At 33.5% G+C, this 19,066-nt stretch carries 19 protein-coding genes and 1 other annotated feature; all 19 genes read right to left on the bottom strand.

The window, feature by feature from the left end; all coding sequences use genetic code 11:
- Positions 1-11: 11 nt before the first annotated feature.
- Complete coding sequence (gene ileS, locus ACYQ39_RS12940) at positions 12-2,801, bottom strand: isoleucine--tRNA ligase (protein WP_459843854.1); 2,790 nt, start codon at positions 2,799-2,801, stop codon at positions 12-14.
- A 127-nt stretch (positions 2,802-2,928) separates the two neighbouring features.
- Positions 2,929-3,168 (bottom strand) — a binding site (T-box leader).
- Positions 3,169-3,371: 203 nt separating this feature from the next.
- Positions 3,372-4,073, bottom strand: coding sequence for a 5'-methylthioadenosine/adenosylhomocysteine nucleosidase (locus tag ACYQ39_RS12935; RefSeq protein WP_459843852.1), 702 nt, complete (start codon positions 4,071-4,073; stop codon positions 3,372-3,374).
- A gap of 178 nt (positions 4,074-4,251) precedes the next feature.
- Positions 4,252-4,497, bottom strand: coding sequence for a TM1266 family iron-only hydrogenase system putative regulator (locus tag ACYQ39_RS12930; protein WP_459843850.1), 246 nt, complete (start codon positions 4,495-4,497; stop codon positions 4,252-4,254).
- Positions 4,498-4,499: 2 nt separating this feature from the next.
- On the bottom strand, positions 4,500-4,994 hold the full coding sequence (locus ACYQ39_RS12925; RefSeq protein WP_459843848.1) for a DivIVA domain-containing protein: 495 nt from the start codon (positions 4,992-4,994) through the stop codon (positions 4,500-4,502).
- A gap of 12 nt (positions 4,995-5,006) precedes the next feature.
- On the bottom strand, positions 5,007-5,792 hold the full coding sequence (locus tag ACYQ39_RS12920) for a photosystem II electron transport protein, Sll1252 family (RefSeq protein ID WP_459843846.1): 786 nt from the start codon (positions 5,790-5,792) through the stop codon (positions 5,007-5,009).
- 27 nt (positions 5,793-5,819) lie between these two features.
- Positions 5,820-6,092, bottom strand: a complete 273-nt coding sequence (locus ACYQ39_RS12915; RefSeq protein ID WP_459843843.1) for a YggT family protein — start codon at positions 6,090-6,092, stop codon at positions 5,820-5,822.
- A gap of 39 nt (positions 6,093-6,131) precedes the next feature.
- Positions 6,132-6,947, bottom strand: coding sequence for a pyrroline-5-carboxylate reductase (gene proC, locus ACYQ39_RS12910; RefSeq protein WP_459843840.1), 816 nt, complete (start codon positions 6,945-6,947; stop codon positions 6,132-6,134).
- 3 nt (positions 6,948-6,950) lie between these two features.
- Entirely contained in the window at positions 6,951-7,328 is a 378-nt protein-coding gene (locus tag ACYQ39_RS12905; RefSeq protein ID WP_459843837.1) for a cell division protein SepF, read from the bottom strand.
- Complete coding sequence (locus tag ACYQ39_RS12900) at positions 7,328-8,026, bottom strand: YggS family pyridoxal phosphate-dependent enzyme (protein WP_459843834.1); 699 nt, start codon at positions 8,024-8,026, stop codon at positions 7,328-7,330. Before ACYQ39_RS12900 ends, ACYQ39_RS12905 begins: the two co-directional genes overlap by 1 nt.
- A gap of 146 nt (positions 8,027-8,172) precedes the next feature.
- Complete coding sequence (locus tag ACYQ39_RS12895) at positions 8,173-9,486, bottom strand: PhoH family protein (protein WP_459843832.1); 1,314 nt, start codon at positions 9,484-9,486, stop codon at positions 8,173-8,175.
- A gap of 24 nt (positions 9,487-9,510) precedes the next feature.
- Positions 9,511-10,437 (bottom strand): biotin/lipoyl attachment domain-containing protein, encoded by a 927-nt coding sequence (locus ACYQ39_RS12890; protein ID WP_459843830.1) that lies wholly within the window; start codon positions 10,435-10,437, stop codon positions 9,511-9,513.
- Positions 10,438-10,518: 81 nt separating this feature from the next.
- Positions 10,519-11,166 carry a phosphate signaling complex protein PhoU gene (gene phoU, locus ACYQ39_RS12885; protein ID WP_459843827.1) on the bottom strand — a complete coding sequence of 216 codons (648 nt, stop codon included), beginning with the start codon at positions 11,164-11,166 and terminating at the stop codon, positions 10,519-10,521.
- Between the two features lie 74 nt (positions 11,167-11,240).
- Entirely contained in the window at positions 11,241-11,927 is a 687-nt protein-coding gene (locus ACYQ39_RS12880; protein WP_459843824.1) for a response regulator, read from the bottom strand.
- A 169-nt stretch (positions 11,928-12,096) separates the two neighbouring features.
- Positions 12,097-13,581 (bottom strand): Na+/H+ antiporter NhaC family protein, encoded by a 1,485-nt coding sequence (locus ACYQ39_RS12875; protein WP_459843821.1) that lies wholly within the window; start codon positions 13,579-13,581, stop codon positions 12,097-12,099.
- A gap of 173 nt (positions 13,582-13,754) precedes the next feature.
- A complete protein-coding gene (phoU, locus tag ACYQ39_RS12870; RefSeq protein ID WP_459843818.1) occupies positions 13,755-14,402 on the bottom strand; it encodes a phosphate signaling complex protein PhoU in 648 nt (215 codons plus the stop codon).
- A 59-nt stretch (positions 14,403-14,461) separates the two neighbouring features.
- Positions 14,462-15,220 (bottom strand): phosphate ABC transporter ATP-binding protein PstB, encoded by a 759-nt coding sequence (gene pstB / locus ACYQ39_RS12865; protein WP_459843815.1) that lies wholly within the window; start codon positions 15,218-15,220, stop codon positions 14,462-14,464.
- A 79-nt stretch (positions 15,221-15,299) separates the two neighbouring features.
- The gene (locus tag ACYQ39_RS12860; RefSeq protein ID WP_459843813.1) at positions 15,300-16,958 is read right to left on the bottom strand and encodes a methyl-accepting chemotaxis protein; all 1,659 of its coding nucleotides are present in this window, start codon (positions 16,956-16,958) and stop codon (positions 15,300-15,302) included.
- Between the two features lie 85 nt (positions 16,959-17,043).
- Positions 17,044-17,940 carry a phosphate ABC transporter permease PstA gene (gene pstA, locus ACYQ39_RS12855; RefSeq protein ID WP_459843810.1) on the bottom strand — a complete coding sequence of 299 codons (897 nt, stop codon included), beginning with the start codon at positions 17,938-17,940 and terminating at the stop codon, positions 17,044-17,046.
- The gene (gene pstC, locus ACYQ39_RS12850) at positions 17,940-18,836 is read right to left on the bottom strand and encodes a phosphate ABC transporter permease subunit PstC (protein ID WP_459843807.1); all 897 of its coding nucleotides are present in this window, start codon (positions 18,834-18,836) and stop codon (positions 17,940-17,942) included. Before pstC ends, pstA begins: the two co-directional genes overlap by 1 nt.
- Positions 18,837-19,066 lie beyond the last annotated feature (230 nt).

The raw sequence follows: 19,066 nt of genomic DNA, 5'->3' as shown, positions 1-19,066 counted from the left end.
CTTAATCAAAATTATAATTTCTGCACAACCTCTAAGCAGTCAGCACATATATCAGAATGTTCTTCACTCTGACCTACTGTTGTACTATAATTCCAACATCGATCACACTTTTCACCTGGTGCTTGATTAACTGCTACCTTAATTGCAGTATTCTGACTTGTGTAAATATTCTCTTCAGTTGTTTCAGCATTTGGTTCAGCTAAAGTAACATCAGAAACTATTAATAATTCAGCTAAATTATCAAATTGATCTAATAGCTGATACTGATTTTCAGTAGGATATAACTTAACTGCTGCATCTAGTGAGTGACCTACTACTTTTTCTTCTCGGGCCAACTCAATTGCCTTAGATATATCCTTTCTAATCTCTAAGAACTTACTCCATTTATCAGCTAGCTCATCATTTAAATAGTCTCCATTAACCTCTGGCCAATCAGTCAAGAAGACACTTTTAGTTTCTTCGCCTTCCGGTAAGTTCTGCCAAATTTCTTCTGCTGTATGAACTAGAATTGGAGCAACAATCTTAGTTAAAGTAATTAGGATCTCATACATAGCAGTCTGGCCAGAACGACGTACTCGATCATCCTCTTCTAGTGTATATAATCTATCCTTTAGTACATCCATATAGAAGGAGCTCATCTCTACAGTACAGAAGTTATGAACAGCATGATATACTTTGTGGTACTCATAATCCTCATAAGCTTTCTCACAGACTTCTAATACTTCTTGTAACTTCATTAGAGCCCATTGATCGATTTCAGTTAACTCATCATAAGCAACTGTATCTTCTTGTGGCTTGAAGTCAGATAAGTTACCTAGAATATAACGAGCAGTATTTCTAATCCGTCGGTAAACTTCAGAATTCTCACTTAAGATCTTATCAGAGATTCTAACATCCTCTTTAAAGTTAGAAGAAGCAACCCATAACCTTAAGATATCTGCTCCATACTGATCAATAACTTCATGTGGAGAAACAACATTACCAACTGACTTAGACATCTTCTTACCATTTTTATCAACGGTAAATCCATTAGTTACAACTGCTTTATAAGGCGCTTCATTACGAGAAGCAATAGAAGTTAATAAAGAAGAGTTAAACCAACCACGATACTGGTCTGTCCCTTCTAGATATAGATCAGCTGGCCGATCTAACATATCATAATTCTCTAGCACAGAAGCATGGCTAGCACCAGAGTCAAACCAGACATCCATAATGTCATATTCTTTAGTAAAATCACTATGACCACAGCCTTCACAGGCAATACTATCTGGTAGAATTTCTGCTGCATCTCTTTGATACCAACTTCCAGAACCTTCTTTAGCAAATAGTTCTTTTACAGCTTCAATACTTTCTTCTGTAATTAATGGCTCTCCACAATCATCACAATAGAAGATAGGAATTGGCACACCCCAAACACGTTGACGAGAGATACACCAATCATTACGATCTTCAATCATATTGGCCATTCTTCCTTCTCCCCACTCAGGATACCAGTCTACTTCTTTAACAGCATCTAAAGCTTGATCTTTAATGTCTTCTACAGAAGCAAACCATTGTTCAGTAGCTCTAAAGATAACTGGATTCTTACATCTCCAACAGTGTGGATAAGAATGATCAATAAAGTTTAAGTTCATTAGTAAGTTATCTTCTTTTAGTAAGTCAGTTACTTTAATATTGGCTTTATCATAATGTTTACCTTCAAAGTGCTCTCCAGCTTCTTCAGTGAAGACACCTACATCATTCATTGGAGCATAAACATCTAAATCATATTCTTGACCAATTACATAGTCTTCATGACCATGACCTGGAGCTGTATGAACACAACCAGAACCTTGCTCTAATGTAACATGATCTCCTAAAATTAGTGGAGATTCTCTATCAAAGAATGGATGATTACAGATAACACCTTCTAGTTTTTCTCCTTTAAATTCAGCTACAATTTCATAATCTTCAATATCACAGATATCCATCATTTCAGCTACTAACTCTTTAGCAGCTACTAATCTACCATTATCAGTCTCAGCAATTACATATTCAAAATCTGGATGGACAGAAATAGCTTGATTAGCTGGAATAGTCCATGGAGTAGTTGTCCAAATCACTACATAATCATCACTTGTTAGCTCTTCTCCACCTAGTGTTTTTCCTTCTTTTACTGGGAATTTAACAAAGATAGATGGACCATTAATCTCTTCATATTCAATCTCTGCCTCAGCTAAAGCAGTCTCACAGTTTGTGCACCAGTGAACTGGCTTTAACCCTCTAAATAATAGTCCTTCTAAAGCCATCTTACCAAAGACATCAATCTGCTTAGCTTCATACTCTGGCTGAAGAGTAATATAAGGATTATCCCAGTCACCCCAAACTCCTAGTCTTTTGAATTGACCTTTCTGTCGTTCAACATAATTTAAAGCATAGTCTTTACACTGCTCTCTCAATTCAGGAATAGATAACTCTTCTCTCTCTTCTCTACTTAACTCACTAGTTACTTTATGCTCAATTGGTAGTCCGTGAGTATCCCATCCTGGTACATAAGGACTCTGATAGCCCTGTAGATGATGATAGCGAGTTACAATATCCTTTAAGGTCTTGTTTAAAGCATGTCCAATATGAATATCACCATTAGCATATGGTGGACCATCATGTAAAATAAACTGCTCTTTTCCTTCTCTCTGCTCTAAAGCTGCTTCATAAATATTATTCTCTCGCCAAAACTTCTGAAACTGAGGTTCGCGTTCAGATAAGTTGGCCCTCATAGAAAAATCGGTATCAGGCAAATTTAACGTATCTTTATAACCCATTTTTAACCCTCCATCTATTTTATTTGAAAAATAAGTGTGAGGAATGAGTGTGAGCAAAAATATTAATTACTCACACTCATACTGACAGCTCACACCCTTATTACAAACTAAAAAAACCTCCTCCCAATAAAGGGACGAGGTTAATCGCGATACCACCCTAACTTAATATATGGTAACTAAATAATTATCAACCACATATTCACTCTAACAGAATAACGGTCTGCCTCCGACTCTTTCTACTAAATAAACTTATTCAAAAGAATGGCTAAGAGATGATCTTCAATATAGCTTCTATTGCTAGACTTTCACTATCTCTAGCTCGCTCTTAACTTCCACTATACATACTCTTCTCTATCTTGGCCTGTAGGCTATATTCATTTTGTACTTTATTATATTATAATTGGTTCAGCTCGTCAACTGTTATTTGAGATTAAGCCTGAGTTTTAGTTTAAGTCAACCAGAAAAAAATTGTATTTATGAATTATTCAGACTTAAACTCAATCTTAAACTAAAGCTAAAATAATAATTTGAAAGGTGTTCAACTATCAATTTTCAATTCTTAATTGTCAATTATAGCTTATCTAATATCCCTGTAACTATCTGATAGGAATGACTAGCAGCTACTTGAACAAACTCATCAAAGGAGACATCTGCCTCACCATCAGCCTTATCAGAAATAGATCTGATAATTACAAATGGAGTACCATTTAAAAAAGCAGCTTGAGCTACTGCTGCACCTTCCATCTCAGTACAATATCCTCCAAAAGTATCTTTTAACCAAGCTACTTTATCTTCATCAGCAATAAACTGATCTCCTGATAAGACTCGCCCCTTAACTAAACTAATATCTTCTTCAACAGTCACTTCTTTACCTATTTTATAGGCTAATGTAGTTAATTCTTCATCAGCTACAAAAGTAACTTGATCTAATTCTGGTATTTCACCAAGTTCTCTTCCAAAAGCCGTAACATCTACATCATGCTGAACTAGATCAGTAGAAATAACTATATCTCCTACATCTAACTCTGTATCAATAGCTCCTGCTACTCCAGTAAAGATAATTTTATCTACTGCAAAATCGTCCATTAATATTTGAGTACAGATAGCAGCATTCACTTTTCCAATCCCACTCTGGACTAATATAACCTCTTTATCTTTTAATATACCTTGATAAAACTTCATTCCTGCTTTATTTACTGTCCTTTTAAGATCTAAATCATCTCTTAATAATTCAATCTCTATCTCCATAGCACCAATTATTCCTAATTTCATACTTCTACCCCACTTTAGATTAATTTAAAGTTTAAAATTTACAATGTGCAATTAAAAAAATTAAATCCTTACAACTCATATATTCTAAGTAATTGAATTGTGTCTATGGTTTTAAATTTAACTTAACTCATAACTACTGATTTTAACTGTCAACTGTACACTGTAAATTGTACACTAGTTACGTCGCCATCATAGTCTTAACTTGAACTCCTTCTATATTACCTAACTTTCCAGCTAAACCTCCTAATTGATCATTAGTTCCATCAACAATTAAGGAGATTATATTTAATCCTTTGTTTTGATAAGGTAATCCCATTCTCCCTACAATCAATTCCCCATATTCACTCAAAATATCATTTACCTGTTGCGCAGCACCTTCTCTATCACTAATAATTATTCCTACTACTGCTATCCGTTGCTCCACTCTTATTCTACCTCCATTCTATCTTTAATACTCTCTCCTTCTTCATTCCCTAATAATTCTAAATAAGACTTTAATTCAGATTTAAATTTAACCTTAAATTTCTTTTTAGTTTCAAGTAACTCTTGATATTTTCGATACTCTTCTTGGGCTTTATCTTGTGCTTCTTTAATAATCTTATCAGCTTCTAACTCAGCCTTTTCTATAATCATATCAGCTTTTCTTTCTGCTTCCTTCTTCTTATTAGCAGCTGTTTCTTTAGCAGTAGCTATTGTCTCTTCTAGCGAAGACTGTAAGGTTGCTTGTTCTTCTTTGCAAGCTTCTAATTCCGATTCTAATTCTTTCACCTTCATCTCCAGTCCTTTATTCTCTTCTAATATTTCTTCATAATAAGTAGCTACTAAATCCAAAAATTCAATAACTTCTTGGTCATCATAAGACCATAAAGATAACTTCTTACTAAACTCTTTATTATAAATATCTTCTGGAGTTAATGCCATCTTTAATCCTCCTTATAAGTAACGCTTTAACCTTAATTTAATTCTTCCTCGTCGTGATTCACCTAATAGTTCATCTATTTCTACTCTGCCTCGCCCTCTCATAGAAAGAATATCATCTTGAGCAACCATATAGGATGTATCCTTTACTACCTTCCAATTAACTTTAACCTGGCCTTTTTCAATCTGCTCACTCATCTTGGTTCTAGAAGTAGAAAAACCAGAACTAGCTACAGAATCTAACCGTAAAGAAGCTACTGTATCTTTAATCAACTTAGTTCTTTCTGGTTCTAATCTTAAATCAGTAAATGGAATCTCTTCTACATCCACTCCAATTTGATGGACCTGCTCTAAATTTAGTTTTAAATAATCTTTCATTTCTTCAGCTACTATAGCTTGGCATCCTTCTTTATATAATACCAAATCACCAACTTTTTTACGTTTAATACCAGTTCCTAAAATAGAACCTAAAAAGTCCCGGTGACTTACCTGCTGAAATTTAAATTGGCCCGTAATATTTAATAGAGATATTGGTGGCTCAACTATATCAGGAATATAATAATCTCTCATTAATCCTAACCGTCTTCTTTCTGCTTTTTCATAGCCACCATACTCTAAAAACTTTAAATCTCTAATCTGTTCTAATACTGGCTTAGCCACATATATTTGACGTGGGTTTAGAAAATCAGTAAAGATTGGTTCATGTCTACGTAAAGCTAACTCTGCTTTATCTAATATTTTATCTACATCTCTTGCTTCTTCATTGTCTAAATGGGATAATAATTTTTCTTTATCAAACATTCTATCACCTCATACCTACCTGTAATGTTAAGCTAGATAAAACAATAGCTGCATTATTCCACCTCGAATAATATCTAGGGCCAAAAAAGCGATAATAGGAGATAAATCAATTCCAGGCAGAGGAATCATCTGTCTGATTGGGGCCAAAACAGGCTCAGTAGCCTGATAAACAAATCGCATAAACTTACGCATAAACTTATGATCAGTTGGTGGCTGAACCCATGATGCTATTATTCGAGCTAATAAGATAAAATTGTAAGCTTTAAAAGCTAAACTGACTAGATTAATTAATAAAAACACTCTATCACCTTCCTTATAATTCTTTAAAAATAATAATTATTATTCCCCTCTTAATTCTTTGGATTTAGCAGTTGCTGCTTCTACTGCTTGATAAAGGCTAGAACGAAGCCCTTCCTCCTCTAACTTCTTTAATCCAGTAATTGTTGTTCCCCCTGGTGAAGTTACAGCATCCTTTAATTGACCTGGATGTTTCTCTAACTCTTCTACCATCTTACCAGCACCTAATAGTGTCTGTAAAGCTAGTTTAGTAGCTATTTCTCTTGGTAGACCTACATTAACTCCTGCATCTGAGAGAGCTTCAACAATTAAATAAATATAAGCTGGGCCACTACCACTCAATCCAGTAACAGCATCCATTAAATCCTCTGCAACCTCTACGACTAACCCTACTGAACTGAATATCTCTTCTACTAACTTTCCTTCTTCTTGACTAGCAGCTTGACCTAAAGTATAAGCTGTAGCTCCTTCTCCAATTAAGGCTGGAGTATTAGGCATCAACCTTACTACGGGAACTTCTAAGGTCAACTGCTGTTCTAATTCTTTAGTTGTAACACCTGCTGCAATAGAGAATATCTTCTGATCTGGAGTGATCTGATCTCCTATCTGCCTCAATACTTTACTTACTACTTTAGGCTTAACTGCTAAAATAATATAGTCTGCCTCTGCTACTAACTGGCTATTATCCTCAACTGTCTCTACCTGATATGTATCCTCTAATTCAGTTAGACGTTCTCTATTAATATCACTAATATAGACCTCTTCTGGTAAATATAAATCTGTTTCTAAAATACCTGTCAATAATGATTCTGCCATTGATCCTGCACCAATAAATCCTACCTTATTCAATCTACTCACTCCTTACTGCTCATTTTGATAAACTATTTCTACTTCTGAAGGGGTAAATAAAAAGACATTCTCTCCTATCTTTTCAGAATAACCACCTAATGCATATATGGCTCCACTGATAAATTCAATAATCTTCCTTGCTTCTACTCCACTAACTTGGTTCAATCTAACTACTACTGAACTACCATTCTTTAGCTGGTCAACTATATCCTGTACTTTAGCAAAAGAGTCTGGCTCTATAATAGTTACATTCTCCTGTTGGTTGTCAGTTTCTTCCTTTAGAACTTGGGCCGCTTGTATCTTTTCAGTTTCTTGGGAAGTAGCAGATGACAAAATAGATACATCTAATAACTCTTCAACCTTACCTATCAGTCTATCAATTAGATCCATTACTTATACTCCCGAGCACCAAAGATACCTCTCCCAACCCTAATAATGGTAGCCCCTTCTTCAATAGCTACTTCGAAGTCATTAGTCATTCCCATTGACAGCTCCTTCATCTCTACTCCTGAAATCTGCTCCTCTTTAATATCATTAAACAGTTCTCTTAACTGGCCAAAATATGGTCTAGCTTCTTCCGGATCATCAAAATAAGGCAAGATGGTCATTAGCCCTTTAATCTGAAGGTGCGAAAATGAAGACACTTTAGTTAGAAAATCTTTTACTTTCTCAGGAGCAAAACCATACTTATTCTCATCACCAGCTACATTAACTTGCACCAAAGCATTTATCTTTCGACCTGCTTTCTCTCCTCTATCCTCTATCTTTTTAGCTAACCGCAAGCTGTCTAAAGAATGTATCAACTTACAATTATCCATTCTAGCTAAATACTTGACTTTATTACGCTGTAAATGTCCAATCATATGCCAATTCAAATCAGGCATTTCTTCATATTTATCTCTTAATTCCTGAACTCTACTTTCACCAAAGTTAACTAAACCTTCCTTAGACACCTCTTTAATCTTATCTAAGCTATAAGTTTTAGAAACTGCTACCAATTTTACCTCTTCTGGATTCCGGTTGGCCTTAGTAGCTGCTTCTTTAACTCTAGTCTCAATTTTAGTCAACCTTTTCTTTAGCTGCTGCATATAAATCCCTCCCTCTATATTATAAAAGTAGGGGCTAAATAAATCAAACTACTAATTTATATTTAACCCAATGATATTAAAAAACTTGCTTATTATTAGATAATAATAAGCAAGTTTGATTAAGAAGAGTTAAGATATTTTTATCTTTACAAGGAAATAGCAGCTAATTCTGCTAACTCTGATCTTTCTCCTTTAGATAGAGTAATATGTCCTACTACTTCTTTATCCTTCATTCGCTCTACTAAATAAGTCAAACCATTACTATTAGAATCTAGATAAGGATGATCTATCTGATAAGGGTCACCAGTCAAAATAATCTTAGTATCTTCCCCTACTCGAGTAATAATTGTCTTTATCTCATGAGGAGTTAGGTTCTGAGCTTCATCAACAATTATAAATTGATTAGGAATACTTCGTCCTCGAATATAAGTTAAAGCTTCTAGTTCAATTAGGTTCATATCTTCTAAGTCTGTAATCACCTCAGAAGGTTCACGATCATCACCTCGTACTAGATACTCCATATTATCAAAGATAGGCTCCATCCAAGGTCTCAATTTTTCTCGTTCGCTACCTGGTAGATAACCTAGATCCTTACCCATTGGTACAATAGGTCGAGCTACAATTAATTTCTCATACTCTTTATCTTCAACTACCTTCTGTAGACCAGCCGCTAGGGCCAATAAGGTCTTTCCAGTTCCAGCTCTACCTACTAAACTAACTAATTTGACTTGATCATTTAATAATAACTCAAAAGCACAGCGCTGTTCTCTATTACGTGGAGTAATTCCCCAAACATCACTAGTATTAAAGATAAAAGGGCAAATCATATCTTTAGACTGGTTATAATAACCTAAAGCAGACTGAGACCCTCCTAACTTATCCTCTAGATTAATAAATTGATTAGGAAATAATTCTTCTTCTAGTTCTTTAACCTTCAGTCCTTCTTGGGTAAAAAATTGATCTATTTTCTCAGAAGTGACTTCTAAATCACTAATACCAGAGTATAACTCATCAATCTTTACTACATCAGTCTCATAATCTTGAGCTGTAATACCTAATACATCAGCCTTAATACGCAAATTAACATCTTTAGAGACTACTACAACTGGCAGGTCAGCATTTTTACTAATACTTAACGCATAAGCTAAAATAACATTATCAGCTTTATCAGTATCCATTTCTGGTGGCAACTCTGTTACTGATTGATAAGATAGACTCGTCTTTAATGAGCCTCCTTGTTCAAGTTCAACTCCTTGTGATAAGTCTCCTTCATCTCTTAATTCATCTAAATATCTAGAGAAGATTCGAGCATTACGTCCTACAGAATCTTGTCTTCTCTTCTGTCCGTCTATCTCCTCAATTACAACCATAGGAATTATAACTTGGTTATCTTCAAAGGAAAATATTGCTCGAGGATCATGCAAAATTACATTAGTATCTAAAATGTAAATCTTCTCCATAAGCCACCATCCCCTTTTCTGTTTTTAATTTATCAACACCCTTGCACCAGGAAGTACACCCTTAACAACAACTTTATTCTCCACTCTAGCCTCAACCTCTACTTCAGTAAAGTAATCTTTGACATAGCCTTTGACTTGAACTCCTAATTGACCATCTTTATTCTTTACTAAAGCCGACTTAGGTAATACAATTCCAGAGTGTCTTTCCTTAATAACTTCAACTTTAGCTCGTCTTAGACTAATTAAATCAGGAACAAACTTATCTAGCTTGATAATCATTATATTTTCAGGTTTATCAGGTAAAATAATATCCACTTGCCCTTGAAATGGCTGAATTCCTAACCTAGAAAAGACTATTTGCACCTTAGTTCCTACTTCATAATTAGTCAATTCTTCCTGAGATAATAGGACTGCTAAATAAACTTGAAAATTATTAATCACCTTGAATAAAGGACGCCCAATATTAACTTGATTACCATCGTTAACTCTGTTAATTTCACCTTTAACCTTTTGAAATTTCTTATAGGTTAAATCCCCTCTGTTTTTGACAGACAGAGTAGTTTCTAAACCATCTACCTTATAACTTAAAATTCCTGGTCGATAATTATAAAGTTCATCTCTCTGTTGACCATTATGAATAGTTGCTATATGATTGCCTGCATTTAATCTCTCACCTTCAGATAACTTAAGTTCTATTTCCCCTGCTTGAGGAGCAAAAACAACTTTCTCATCTCTAATTAATAGACCACTAGTCTTAAAATTATGCTTTAATATTTGATAACTGGCTTTAGTTATTTGCGAAGAATGATAACCTAATAAATTAAAAGCTACTAATATAATTAGACCAGAACAGATTAGTAAAAAGATTCCCCAAACTACAACACCATGTTTTTTACTACTACTTTCTTTTCTTTCTTCTTTAGGATAACTTAATTGCCCAAAATCCTTCATTTCTTACCCTGCCTTTAGCTTAAATAATTACTTGTGGTAGTTAATAATATTCTTCTTAAGAGCTATAATCCCTGCATCAACTTAATATTTTATGCGCTGTCCTTCTAACATATAGATTATCTGTTCACAGATATTAGTAGCATGATCAGCAATTCGTTCTAAATAACGACTAACAAATAATAAAGGATTTTTATCTGTTATTAAAGAAGGGTTATTAATCATCTTCTGTAATAAACTTTCTGTTAGTTTTTGATCTAGCCTATCAACTTCTTCATCCCAGCTAGCTATCTTTTGAGCTAACTCAATATCATCTTTAACAAAAGCAGTTAAGGTCTGATATACCATCTGATATACTTTATCTGCTAACTGCAATAAATCAACAGGTAATCTAGATTTTGCTTTTGAATTTAATTCTATACTTATTTGAGCAATATTTTGAGCTAAATCACCTATTCTCTCTAAATTATTACTAATTCTAGAAATAGAAATAATTCGTCTTAAATCTATAGCTACTGGTTGCTGTAAAGCAATCAATTTAATACTATCCTCTTCAATCTCCAATTGATAATCATCTATTTGAGAATCATTAGTTATTACTTGTTGGGCTATATTGTTATTATTTTTCCTTAAAGACTTAATAGCATAATGTATAGCTTCTTCAACCATACTTCCTAACTTTACTAACTTCTCACTCAAATCATTTAACTGATCATGAAAATTATTACGCATCTGTAACCTCCTTTCTAATCAGAAATAATATCTCTGACTATCTAAATTTTATTAAAATATTAGGTAAAATATACCTAGTCTGTCATATGTAAAGTATATCCTCGACCTCGAACTGTCTTTATCCTTGGATTTTTTACTCTATGCTCCTCAAATTTCTTACGCAAACTTCTAATATGCACATCAATTGTTCGTAAACTAGTTAAAGAATCAGAACCCCAAACTTCAGTCAATAATTTTTCTCTGGAACAGACCTGATTCTCTTTCTGTAATAATAATTTTAATAATGAAAATTCTTTGTAAGAAAGCTTGACTTTATCTCCTTTAAAAAATATCTGATGCTTGGTAATGTCTAATTCTATATCTCCTAACTTTAAATTAGTCTCTTGAGTAACTCGGTTTCTCCTTATAATTGCCTTTATTCGTGATAATAGTTCACGTAAATTAAATGGTTTCCGTAAATAATCATCAGCACCTAAATTTAGTCCAGCTACTATATCTTCAACTTCATCTTTTGCACTTAAGAAAATAATAGGAATTTGACTATATTTATCACTAGCCTTTAAGTGTTGACAAAGACCATATCCATCTAACTTAGGTAACATAATATCTAATATAATTAAATCAAGGTCATATTCTTTTATCTTATTTAAGGCCTCTTGCCCATCAGAGGCTAGAATTGGGTTATATCCCTCTTGTTCTAGATTAAATTTAATTAAATCTAGAATATTATCCTCATCATCTACTACTAAAATCTGTTTCACCCACTCCACCTCCTCTATCTTAAGTATAGTAATCTAAACATAGTATGCCATATTAAAATTACAATTTAGTTATCATTAAGTTAATATTATGTTAAAATTCAAAATCTATTTCGAAGAGATACAAAAAATAGAATGACTCTGGCTACTAACCAGAGTCATATAATCTATATTATGAAACCATCTCATTATCTAATCCAACTTCTACTCCTTCTGGCAACTCTTTTACTGGTTCTCCATCTGCACCTATATATCTTCTTCCTAAACCAGTAATTGCTGCTACAAACATGATGGCTACTAAAAACCAACCATGGAATACATAAGGCCAAACCTGAGTAGTATCAATTACTTTTACAAATTCATATTGTCCTGCCATATTCTCTAGAGTACCATAACCTAATAACACTGCTGCACTCCAAGGAAAAATATATCCTAAAGCAGATGTAGTTGCATCTAATAAGTTAGCCCTACGATAAGGATGAATATTAAAATCTTCTCCTACCTCTTTTACAAAAGGGGCAGCAGCAATCTCTGCTGCTGTATTGACTGTAATAAACAGATTTAAGCCAGCAACTAGAGACCACATAGATAATTCAGCTCGAGAAGCACTATCTTTAACTTTATTAGATAACCATTTCTTCATTCCTTCCATTGTACCACCAATCTCCATAATATAACCAGCAGCTACAATTAATAAGATTAAAATAGCCATTGGTACATAACCAACTACCCCATCAACTATAGCTCCTTCAACAATACCTTTTTGCCTATTAATAAATAATAAATCCTGTGCCTTAATTAGACCAGTTCCTACTCCTAATCCAGAAGCAGTCACAATCCCCCAAGTTAGAGAAACAATTAGATGCTTGCCACTCATAGCCAAATAAATTACTAATGCAAATGGAATTAAGAATAATAAACCATTAGAATTGGCTGAATTAGCCATATATTCTGTAGCTTTAACTGCACTAATTCCCATATCACCACTAGCACTACCAAATATATATAACAGAATTAAGGATGGGATAGCAGCCGTAATAGCATACTTAAATCGAGATCTGACTACTCCTGGTACATCAGTTTCTTGTGTTACAGCAGAAACAATAGTTGTATCTGATACTGGAGCTAAGTTATCTCCAAATGCTGCTCCACCTAGAATACCTGCAAATAGAACAATAGGATGGGCTCCCATAATTAATCCAGCCGGATACATTAGTGTCGTAAAAGCTACCACTGTACCATAACCTGTTCCTACGGCAGTAGAAAATAAAGCAGCTAATAAGAAAGTAACAACTACAAAAAGTGAACCTTCAACTCCAGCAGCACTTGCTACCCAAACTAAACCTTTCACTAATCCTCCTTCTTGTAGAATCTGAGCAAAAGTTCCAGCAAAAAACCAAGCTATAATAGCAACTACACCTACATCTTGTGACATACCAGTAAAAATTACCTCACAATAATCCTCCCACTTATCTTTAACTAAAAACATACCTAGTGCTAACCCCATTAAAACTCCTACAATTAACCCATTGGTATCAGCAGCCCCTTGTACAGATATGAAAATAGCCCAAAACACAAAGAATAACATAGGTACTGCTCCACCTAAACTACCAAATCTAAAATTTAACCTTTCTTCTTCTTCTTTTTCAGTAGACATCTTCTCTCCTCCTCAGTATTATGTTTAATATTCCTGAACATGTGTCTTATATGATTATACATGACAAAACATATGTTTGCAATCCTAAAGACTACTTTTTAAATTTTCATAAAATTACATCAAAAAAAAGAAGAAGGTTCAGCTTAAGCTGAACCTTTAGCTAATTCTACTCTTTAGTAATGTACTCTCTCTCCAGTAACTATATAAATTACTTCTTCAGAAATATTCTTAGCATGATCTCCAATTCTCTCTAAATGCTTGCTTACAAACATTAATTTATTCCCTTGTCTAATTGACTCTGGGTTTTCCATCATATAAGTTAACAATTCACGTAAGATTTGATTGTCTAACTCATTTACTTCCTTATCCTTCTCTCCTATCTCTTCAGCCAATTCTACATTAGAATTAACAAAGGCATCTAATCCTTTTCTTAACATCTGCTGAACTATTTCACCCATTCTTGGCAGATCAACTAATGGTTTAATCAACTCTTCATCAGATATTTCTTGGGCAATTTCAGCAATATTTTGGGCCAAATCTCCAATTCTTTCCAAACCATTTGCCATTTTAGAGATCATATCAATTCGCCGTAAATCCTTGGCTACAGGCTGTTGTAGAGCAATTAACTGAATACATCTCTGTTCAATATCAGCTTCAAAATCATCTAAATCATCATCATTTTCAATTACTTCTGTAGCCAAGTCAAGATCCTGTTCTTTTAAGGCAGTAATCGCTTGATGAATTCTCTCTTCTACCATACTCCCCATTTTTAATAAATCTTGATTTAACTCCTCTAATTTTTCCTCAAAATTCTGTCTCATTAACCTATGCCTCCTTTATATTCAATTTATAATCAGATTCTAATATTAATTTTAATATTTTATCCAAATCTACCAGTAATATAATCTTCTGTCTTCTGGTTATCAGGATTTTCAAAGATCTTCTCAGTTGGCCCGTGCTCAATTAATTCTCCCATATAGAAGAAAGCTGTATAATCAGAAATACGAGCTGCCTGTTGCATACTATGAGTTACCATTACAATTGTATAGTCTTCCTTTAACTCATCAACTAAGTCCTCAATCTTACCAGTTGCAATTGGATCTAAAGCAGAAGTAGGCTCATCCATTAATAAGACTTCTGGATTGATTGCTAATGCTCTAGCAATACATAACCGTTGTTTCTGTCCTCCAGAAATTCCAAAAGCTGATGAATCTAATTTATCTTTTACTTCATCCCATAAAGCAGCTGATTTCAAACTATCCTCTACAATATTATCTAATTTACTCTTATCTGTAATACCATGAATTCTAGGACCATAAGCTACATTCTCATAGATAGACTTAGGAAAAGGGTTAGGATGTTGAAATACCATCCCTACTCGTTTTCGCAGATCAACTACATCTACTCCAGATTGATATATATTATTTCCATCTACTTTTACTTCACCATCTACTTTAGCTACTTCAATTAAATCATTCATTCGATTTAAAGTTCTAATGAAAGTTGATTTTCCACAACCACTTGGCCCAATTAAAGCTGTAACTTTATTTTCAGGAACTTCTAGTGATATATCCTCTAATGCCTGAAAATCACCATAATAGAAGTCTAAATCATTAACTTCAATCTTATTTTTAGCCATCTATATTCCTCCTATGCTATTGTTCAGATTAGACTATTAACATTGTAAAATAAAGAAACAAGAATTGCAATCTTTGTTATCAAATATTAAAGTTTTGTACTAAATCATTTAAATCCTCGGCCATAGTAGATAATTTACTGGCTTCTTTTGTAACTTCTTGAGAAATCACTTCAATCTCATCGGTTACTTCTAATACCTGTTGACTACCTGAAGCTAATTCCTCAGTTGAAGCAGTAGCTTCTTCAATATAAGTTACTGTCTCTTCTACAGCCTCATTAACTTGAGTAAAGGCTTGTCCTGTCTCTTTTATAATCTCTTCACCTTGATAAGTTACTTCTTGACCTTTATTAATTGCTTCGTTGGCCCTCATTGCTTGAGATTGGATATTACTAATTAAACCTTCAACCTCTCTAGTTGCTTCAGTCGTCTCATTAGCTAAATCTCTAATTTCATCAGCAACAACAGCAAATCCTCGACCATGTTCTTTTGCTCTTGCAGCCTCAATAGCAGCATTTAGAGCCAATAGATTAGTCTGATCAGCAATTTGATTGATCATCTCGATAATCTGACCAATCTCTTCAGACTGCTGGCTCAACTTATCAATTACATCTGATACCTCATCAACATTATCATGGATATTCTGCATTTGCGAAACTGATTTTTTTATCTTCTTATCTCCTTTTTTAGTCACATTTGCTACTTCATGAGAGAATTCCATTACTTCCTGACTACTAGCTGCAACTTCATCTACATCAGATGACATATCATCAACTATTGTTGAAGCAGATTGAATCGTAGTATCAGCTTCTGTAGCTAAAGCTGATAACTCTTGACTAAAACCTGTTACCTGATTACTTGTATCTGCTATATTAGTAATTAACTCTGATAAATTATCAACCATAATATTAAAGGATCTAGCCAACTCTTCTATTTGATCATTAGTATTGATCTTTAATTTATCAACTTGTAAATTACCATTAGCTAATTCATGGCTATAATCGACAAGCTTTTGTAAAGTATTTACTATATTCTTTTCTAGTAGAGTGACAATTAGGGAAGCTATTACTACAGTGACTATAAAGGTTATAATAAATGATCTATAACTGGAATTTATATTCTGTCCTACATTACTTACAGTGGCCATTCTTTTATCTGTAAATATCTCACTTAACTTATTACTATGATAAATAAGATCATTTCTAGCATCTTCTATTTTAAACATTGCTAACTTAAAGCTTTTATTTCCATTATACTCTATATCTTCTCCATTTTTGGCTTTATAAATTGGAATCAACTGTGTAGTAAAGATCTTATCAAACTCATCATTTCTTCGTACCAATGCTCTAAATATTCTTCGAGCTCGTTCACTTTTAATATTATCTTTTAAATTCTTAATCAGCTGATTAACTTTATCTTTATGATTTTGAAAATGTTCAATAGCTTGGCGATTATTATCGCCACGGCTATCACTTGTTATATCAATTGCATCCATATATTTGGCCCTAATTAAAGAAGATAACCTTAATACATAATACATATTATCGCCAGAGCTATCTAAATTATCGACATTATCATTAATATTATTCAGAAATATTAAGTTGATTCCTGAACCTAATAAAAATACTAAAATCACTGCTAAGAAACTGACAATTAATTTGTTTTTAAACTTCAAATTATTGAATTTCTCTTTTGACTTCCCTAGCTTTGAATTTGCTAACTTACTTTTTATCCACTCCATTAAATAGTCACCTACTTATTAAAGTTATTAATTAAAATCTGTTGAATTACAGATTAATCCAGTTATAGCAACTAAAGTAAGTTTTTTAATCTAGATCTCGTTGATATTTATTTCTTAACACTACTGCAATAGCATTTGCTGTTAATAATACAGCTAATAAAACAATAATTCCAGCAGCTGCTACATTATGAAATTCTGCTTGAGGTCTTGCTGTCCAGTTAAATATCTGAATTGGTAAGACAGTAAAAGTATCAAGGGGACCTCTTGGTAGGAAAGGAACGTATCCTGCGGCTCCTATAATTAATAATGGAGCAGCTTCTCCCATTGCTCGAGAAAGAGCTAAGATAACACCAGTAAAGATTCCTGGTGCTGAATAAGGTAATACAACTGCTTTAATCATCTGCCACTTAGTCATTCCTAAAGCATAGGCTCCTTCTTTTAGTGAACTAGGCACAGACTTAATTGCCTCTTGAGCTGATACAATAATTACTGGTAAAATAAGCAGACTTAATGTTGCTGCCCCAGCTAGTATACTTCTCCCAAAATTAAAAAAACGAACAAATAGAGCTAGTCCTAATAGACCATATACGACTGAAGGAACACCAGCTAAATTTGCTATATTTAATTTTAAAATATTAAAAAACCATGATTTCTTGTCTGCATATTCCTCTAAATAGATAGCTGTTCCTACTCCTAGTGGAACAGAGATTAAAGCTACTAAACCAATAATCCACAAACTCCCAATAAAGGCTGATTTAAGGCCCGCTTTTTCTGGAAAACGAGATGGAAAACTAGTAATAAAATCAAAACTAAGCCAGCCAAGTCCTTGCTTTAAGATATAAACTAATAAAACTGCTAAAGCAACAACTCCAAAAATAGTACACAAGAATAATACACCTTTAAAGAATTTATTCAATAATTTTCTTCGTTTTATTCTTTTTTTAGCTTCTGCTTCTGATTCTTCATTAAAATAGTCCTGCATTAATAACCCTCCTCTTGTCGCATATAAACAACTGCTTTAGCTAATAAGTTCATAACGAAGGTAATTATAAATAATACTGCTCCAACTGCAAATAGAGTCTTATACTCAATTGAACCACGAGAAATATCTCCTAAGCTCATATTAGCCATAAAACCAGTCATTGTTTGGATACTCTGTAGTGGGTTGAAATTCAGCAAGCTATTAGCACCAGCTGCAATAGCAACAATCATCGTCTCACCAATTGCTCGTGAAATTGCTAAGATAAAAGAGGAGACAATCCCTGATAAAGCTCCAGGTACTACAATCTGTGTTGCTACTTCAAATCTAGTCGCTCCTAAGGCATAAGCACCATTCCGAACTGAATCAGGAATAGCCCGCATTGCATCCTCACTTAAAGAAGCAACCATAGGAATAATCATAACACCAACTGCAATACTAGCACTTAAAGCATTAAATACTCCTGTCTGTGGTAAAATCATTTTTATTACTGGTGTAATAAAAGTTAAAGCAAAATAACCATAAACTACTGACGGAATACCTGCAAGAATCTCTAATAAAGGTTTGATAATTTTATTGGCTCTTTCAGAAGCATATTCACTTAAATAAATTGCACTACCTAAACCAATAGGTAAAGAAACAATACTTGATAATATAGCAATCATAAATGTTCCAGTTATAAGTGGTAATACCCCAAAACTCCGTGGTTGAATAGCCGGTGTCCATCTAGTACCTGTGAAAAATTTGACAATAGAAACTTCTTGGAAAAAGACAAAAGTCTCAGTAAATAAAGAGAATACAATACTTACTGTCGTCAAAATAGAAATTAAAGCACAGAAAACTAAAATGGCTTTAACAAGCTTTTCTCTTAAATATCCATTTTCCATTGAATTGTTCATCAAACTCCTCCTTATTATGTTATTTAAATAATTTTTAGTATACTTCTACCTAGAACCCTCCATCGCAATATTATATTATATTTAAAACTATTTGTCCAAAAAATATTATTTAGTTTCTACAAAAACCTCTAAAAATCTCATAAAATGACGAATTAATAGGAGGCAGATCAGTTTAAGACGCAAAACGCCCCCCAATTTATGGGGGCGTTTGAAGAAATTTTTAATTTTTT

The organism is Halanaerocella petrolearia (genome assembly GCF_054657875.1).
This window is presented reverse-complemented; position numbering and strand designations above follow the sequence as displayed.

Excerpts from the sequence above, each read along its gene's own strand:
- ileS (WP_459843854.1), bottom strand. The coding sequence starts at position 2,801 with ATGGGTTATAAAGATACGTTAAATTTGCCTGATACCGATTTTTCTATG.
- ACYQ39_RS12935 (WP_459843852.1), bottom strand. The coding sequence starts at position 4,073 with ATGAAATTAGGAATAATTGGTGCTATGGAGATAGAGATTGAATTATTA.
- ACYQ39_RS12925 (WP_459843848.1), bottom strand. The coding sequence starts at position 4,994 with ATGGCATTAACTCCAGAAGATATTTATAATAAAGAGTTTAGTAAGAAG.
- ACYQ39_RS12920 (WP_459843846.1), bottom strand. The coding sequence starts at position 5,792 with ATGTTTGATAAAGAAAAATTATTATCCCATTTAGACAATGAAGAAGCA.
- ACYQ39_RS12905 (WP_459843837.1), bottom strand. The coding sequence starts at position 7,328 with ATGGATCTAATTGATAGACTGATAGGTAAGGTTGAAGAGTTATTAGAT.
- ACYQ39_RS12900 (WP_459843834.1), bottom strand. The coding sequence starts at position 8,026 with ATGCAGCAGCTAAAGAAAAGGTTGACTAAAATTGAGACTAGAGTTAAA.
- ACYQ39_RS12895 (WP_459843832.1), bottom strand. The coding sequence starts at position 9,486 with ATGGAGAAGATTTACATTTTAGATACTAATGTAATTTTGCATGATCCT.
- ACYQ39_RS12890 (WP_459843830.1), bottom strand. The coding sequence starts at position 10,437 with ATGAAGGATTTTGGGCAATTAAGTTATCCTAAAGAAGAAAGAAAAGAA.
- phoU (WP_459843827.1), bottom strand. The coding sequence starts at position 11,166 with ATGCGTAATAATTTTCATGATCAGTTAAATGATTTGAGTGAGAAGTTA.
- ACYQ39_RS12875 (WP_459843821.1), bottom strand. The coding sequence starts at position 13,581 with ATGTCTACTGAAAAAGAAGAAGAAGAAAGGTTAAATTTTAGATTTGGT.
- phoU (WP_459843818.1), bottom strand. The coding sequence starts at position 14,402 with ATGAGACAGAATTTTGAGGAAAAATTAGAGGAGTTAAATCAAGATTTA.
- pstB (WP_459843815.1), bottom strand. The coding sequence starts at position 15,220 with ATGGCTAAAAATAAGATTGAAGTTAATGATTTAGACTTCTATTATGGT.
- ACYQ39_RS12860 (WP_459843813.1), bottom strand. The coding sequence starts at position 16,958 with ATGGAGTGGATAAAAAGTAAGTTAGCAAATTCAAAGCTAGGGAAGTCA.
- pstA (WP_459843810.1), bottom strand. The coding sequence starts at position 17,940 with ATGCAGGACTATTTTAATGAAGAATCAGAAGCAGAAGCTAAAAAAAGA.
- pstC (WP_459843807.1), bottom strand. The coding sequence starts at position 18,836 with ATGAACAATTCAATGGAAAATGGATATTTAAGAGAAAAGCTTGTTAAA.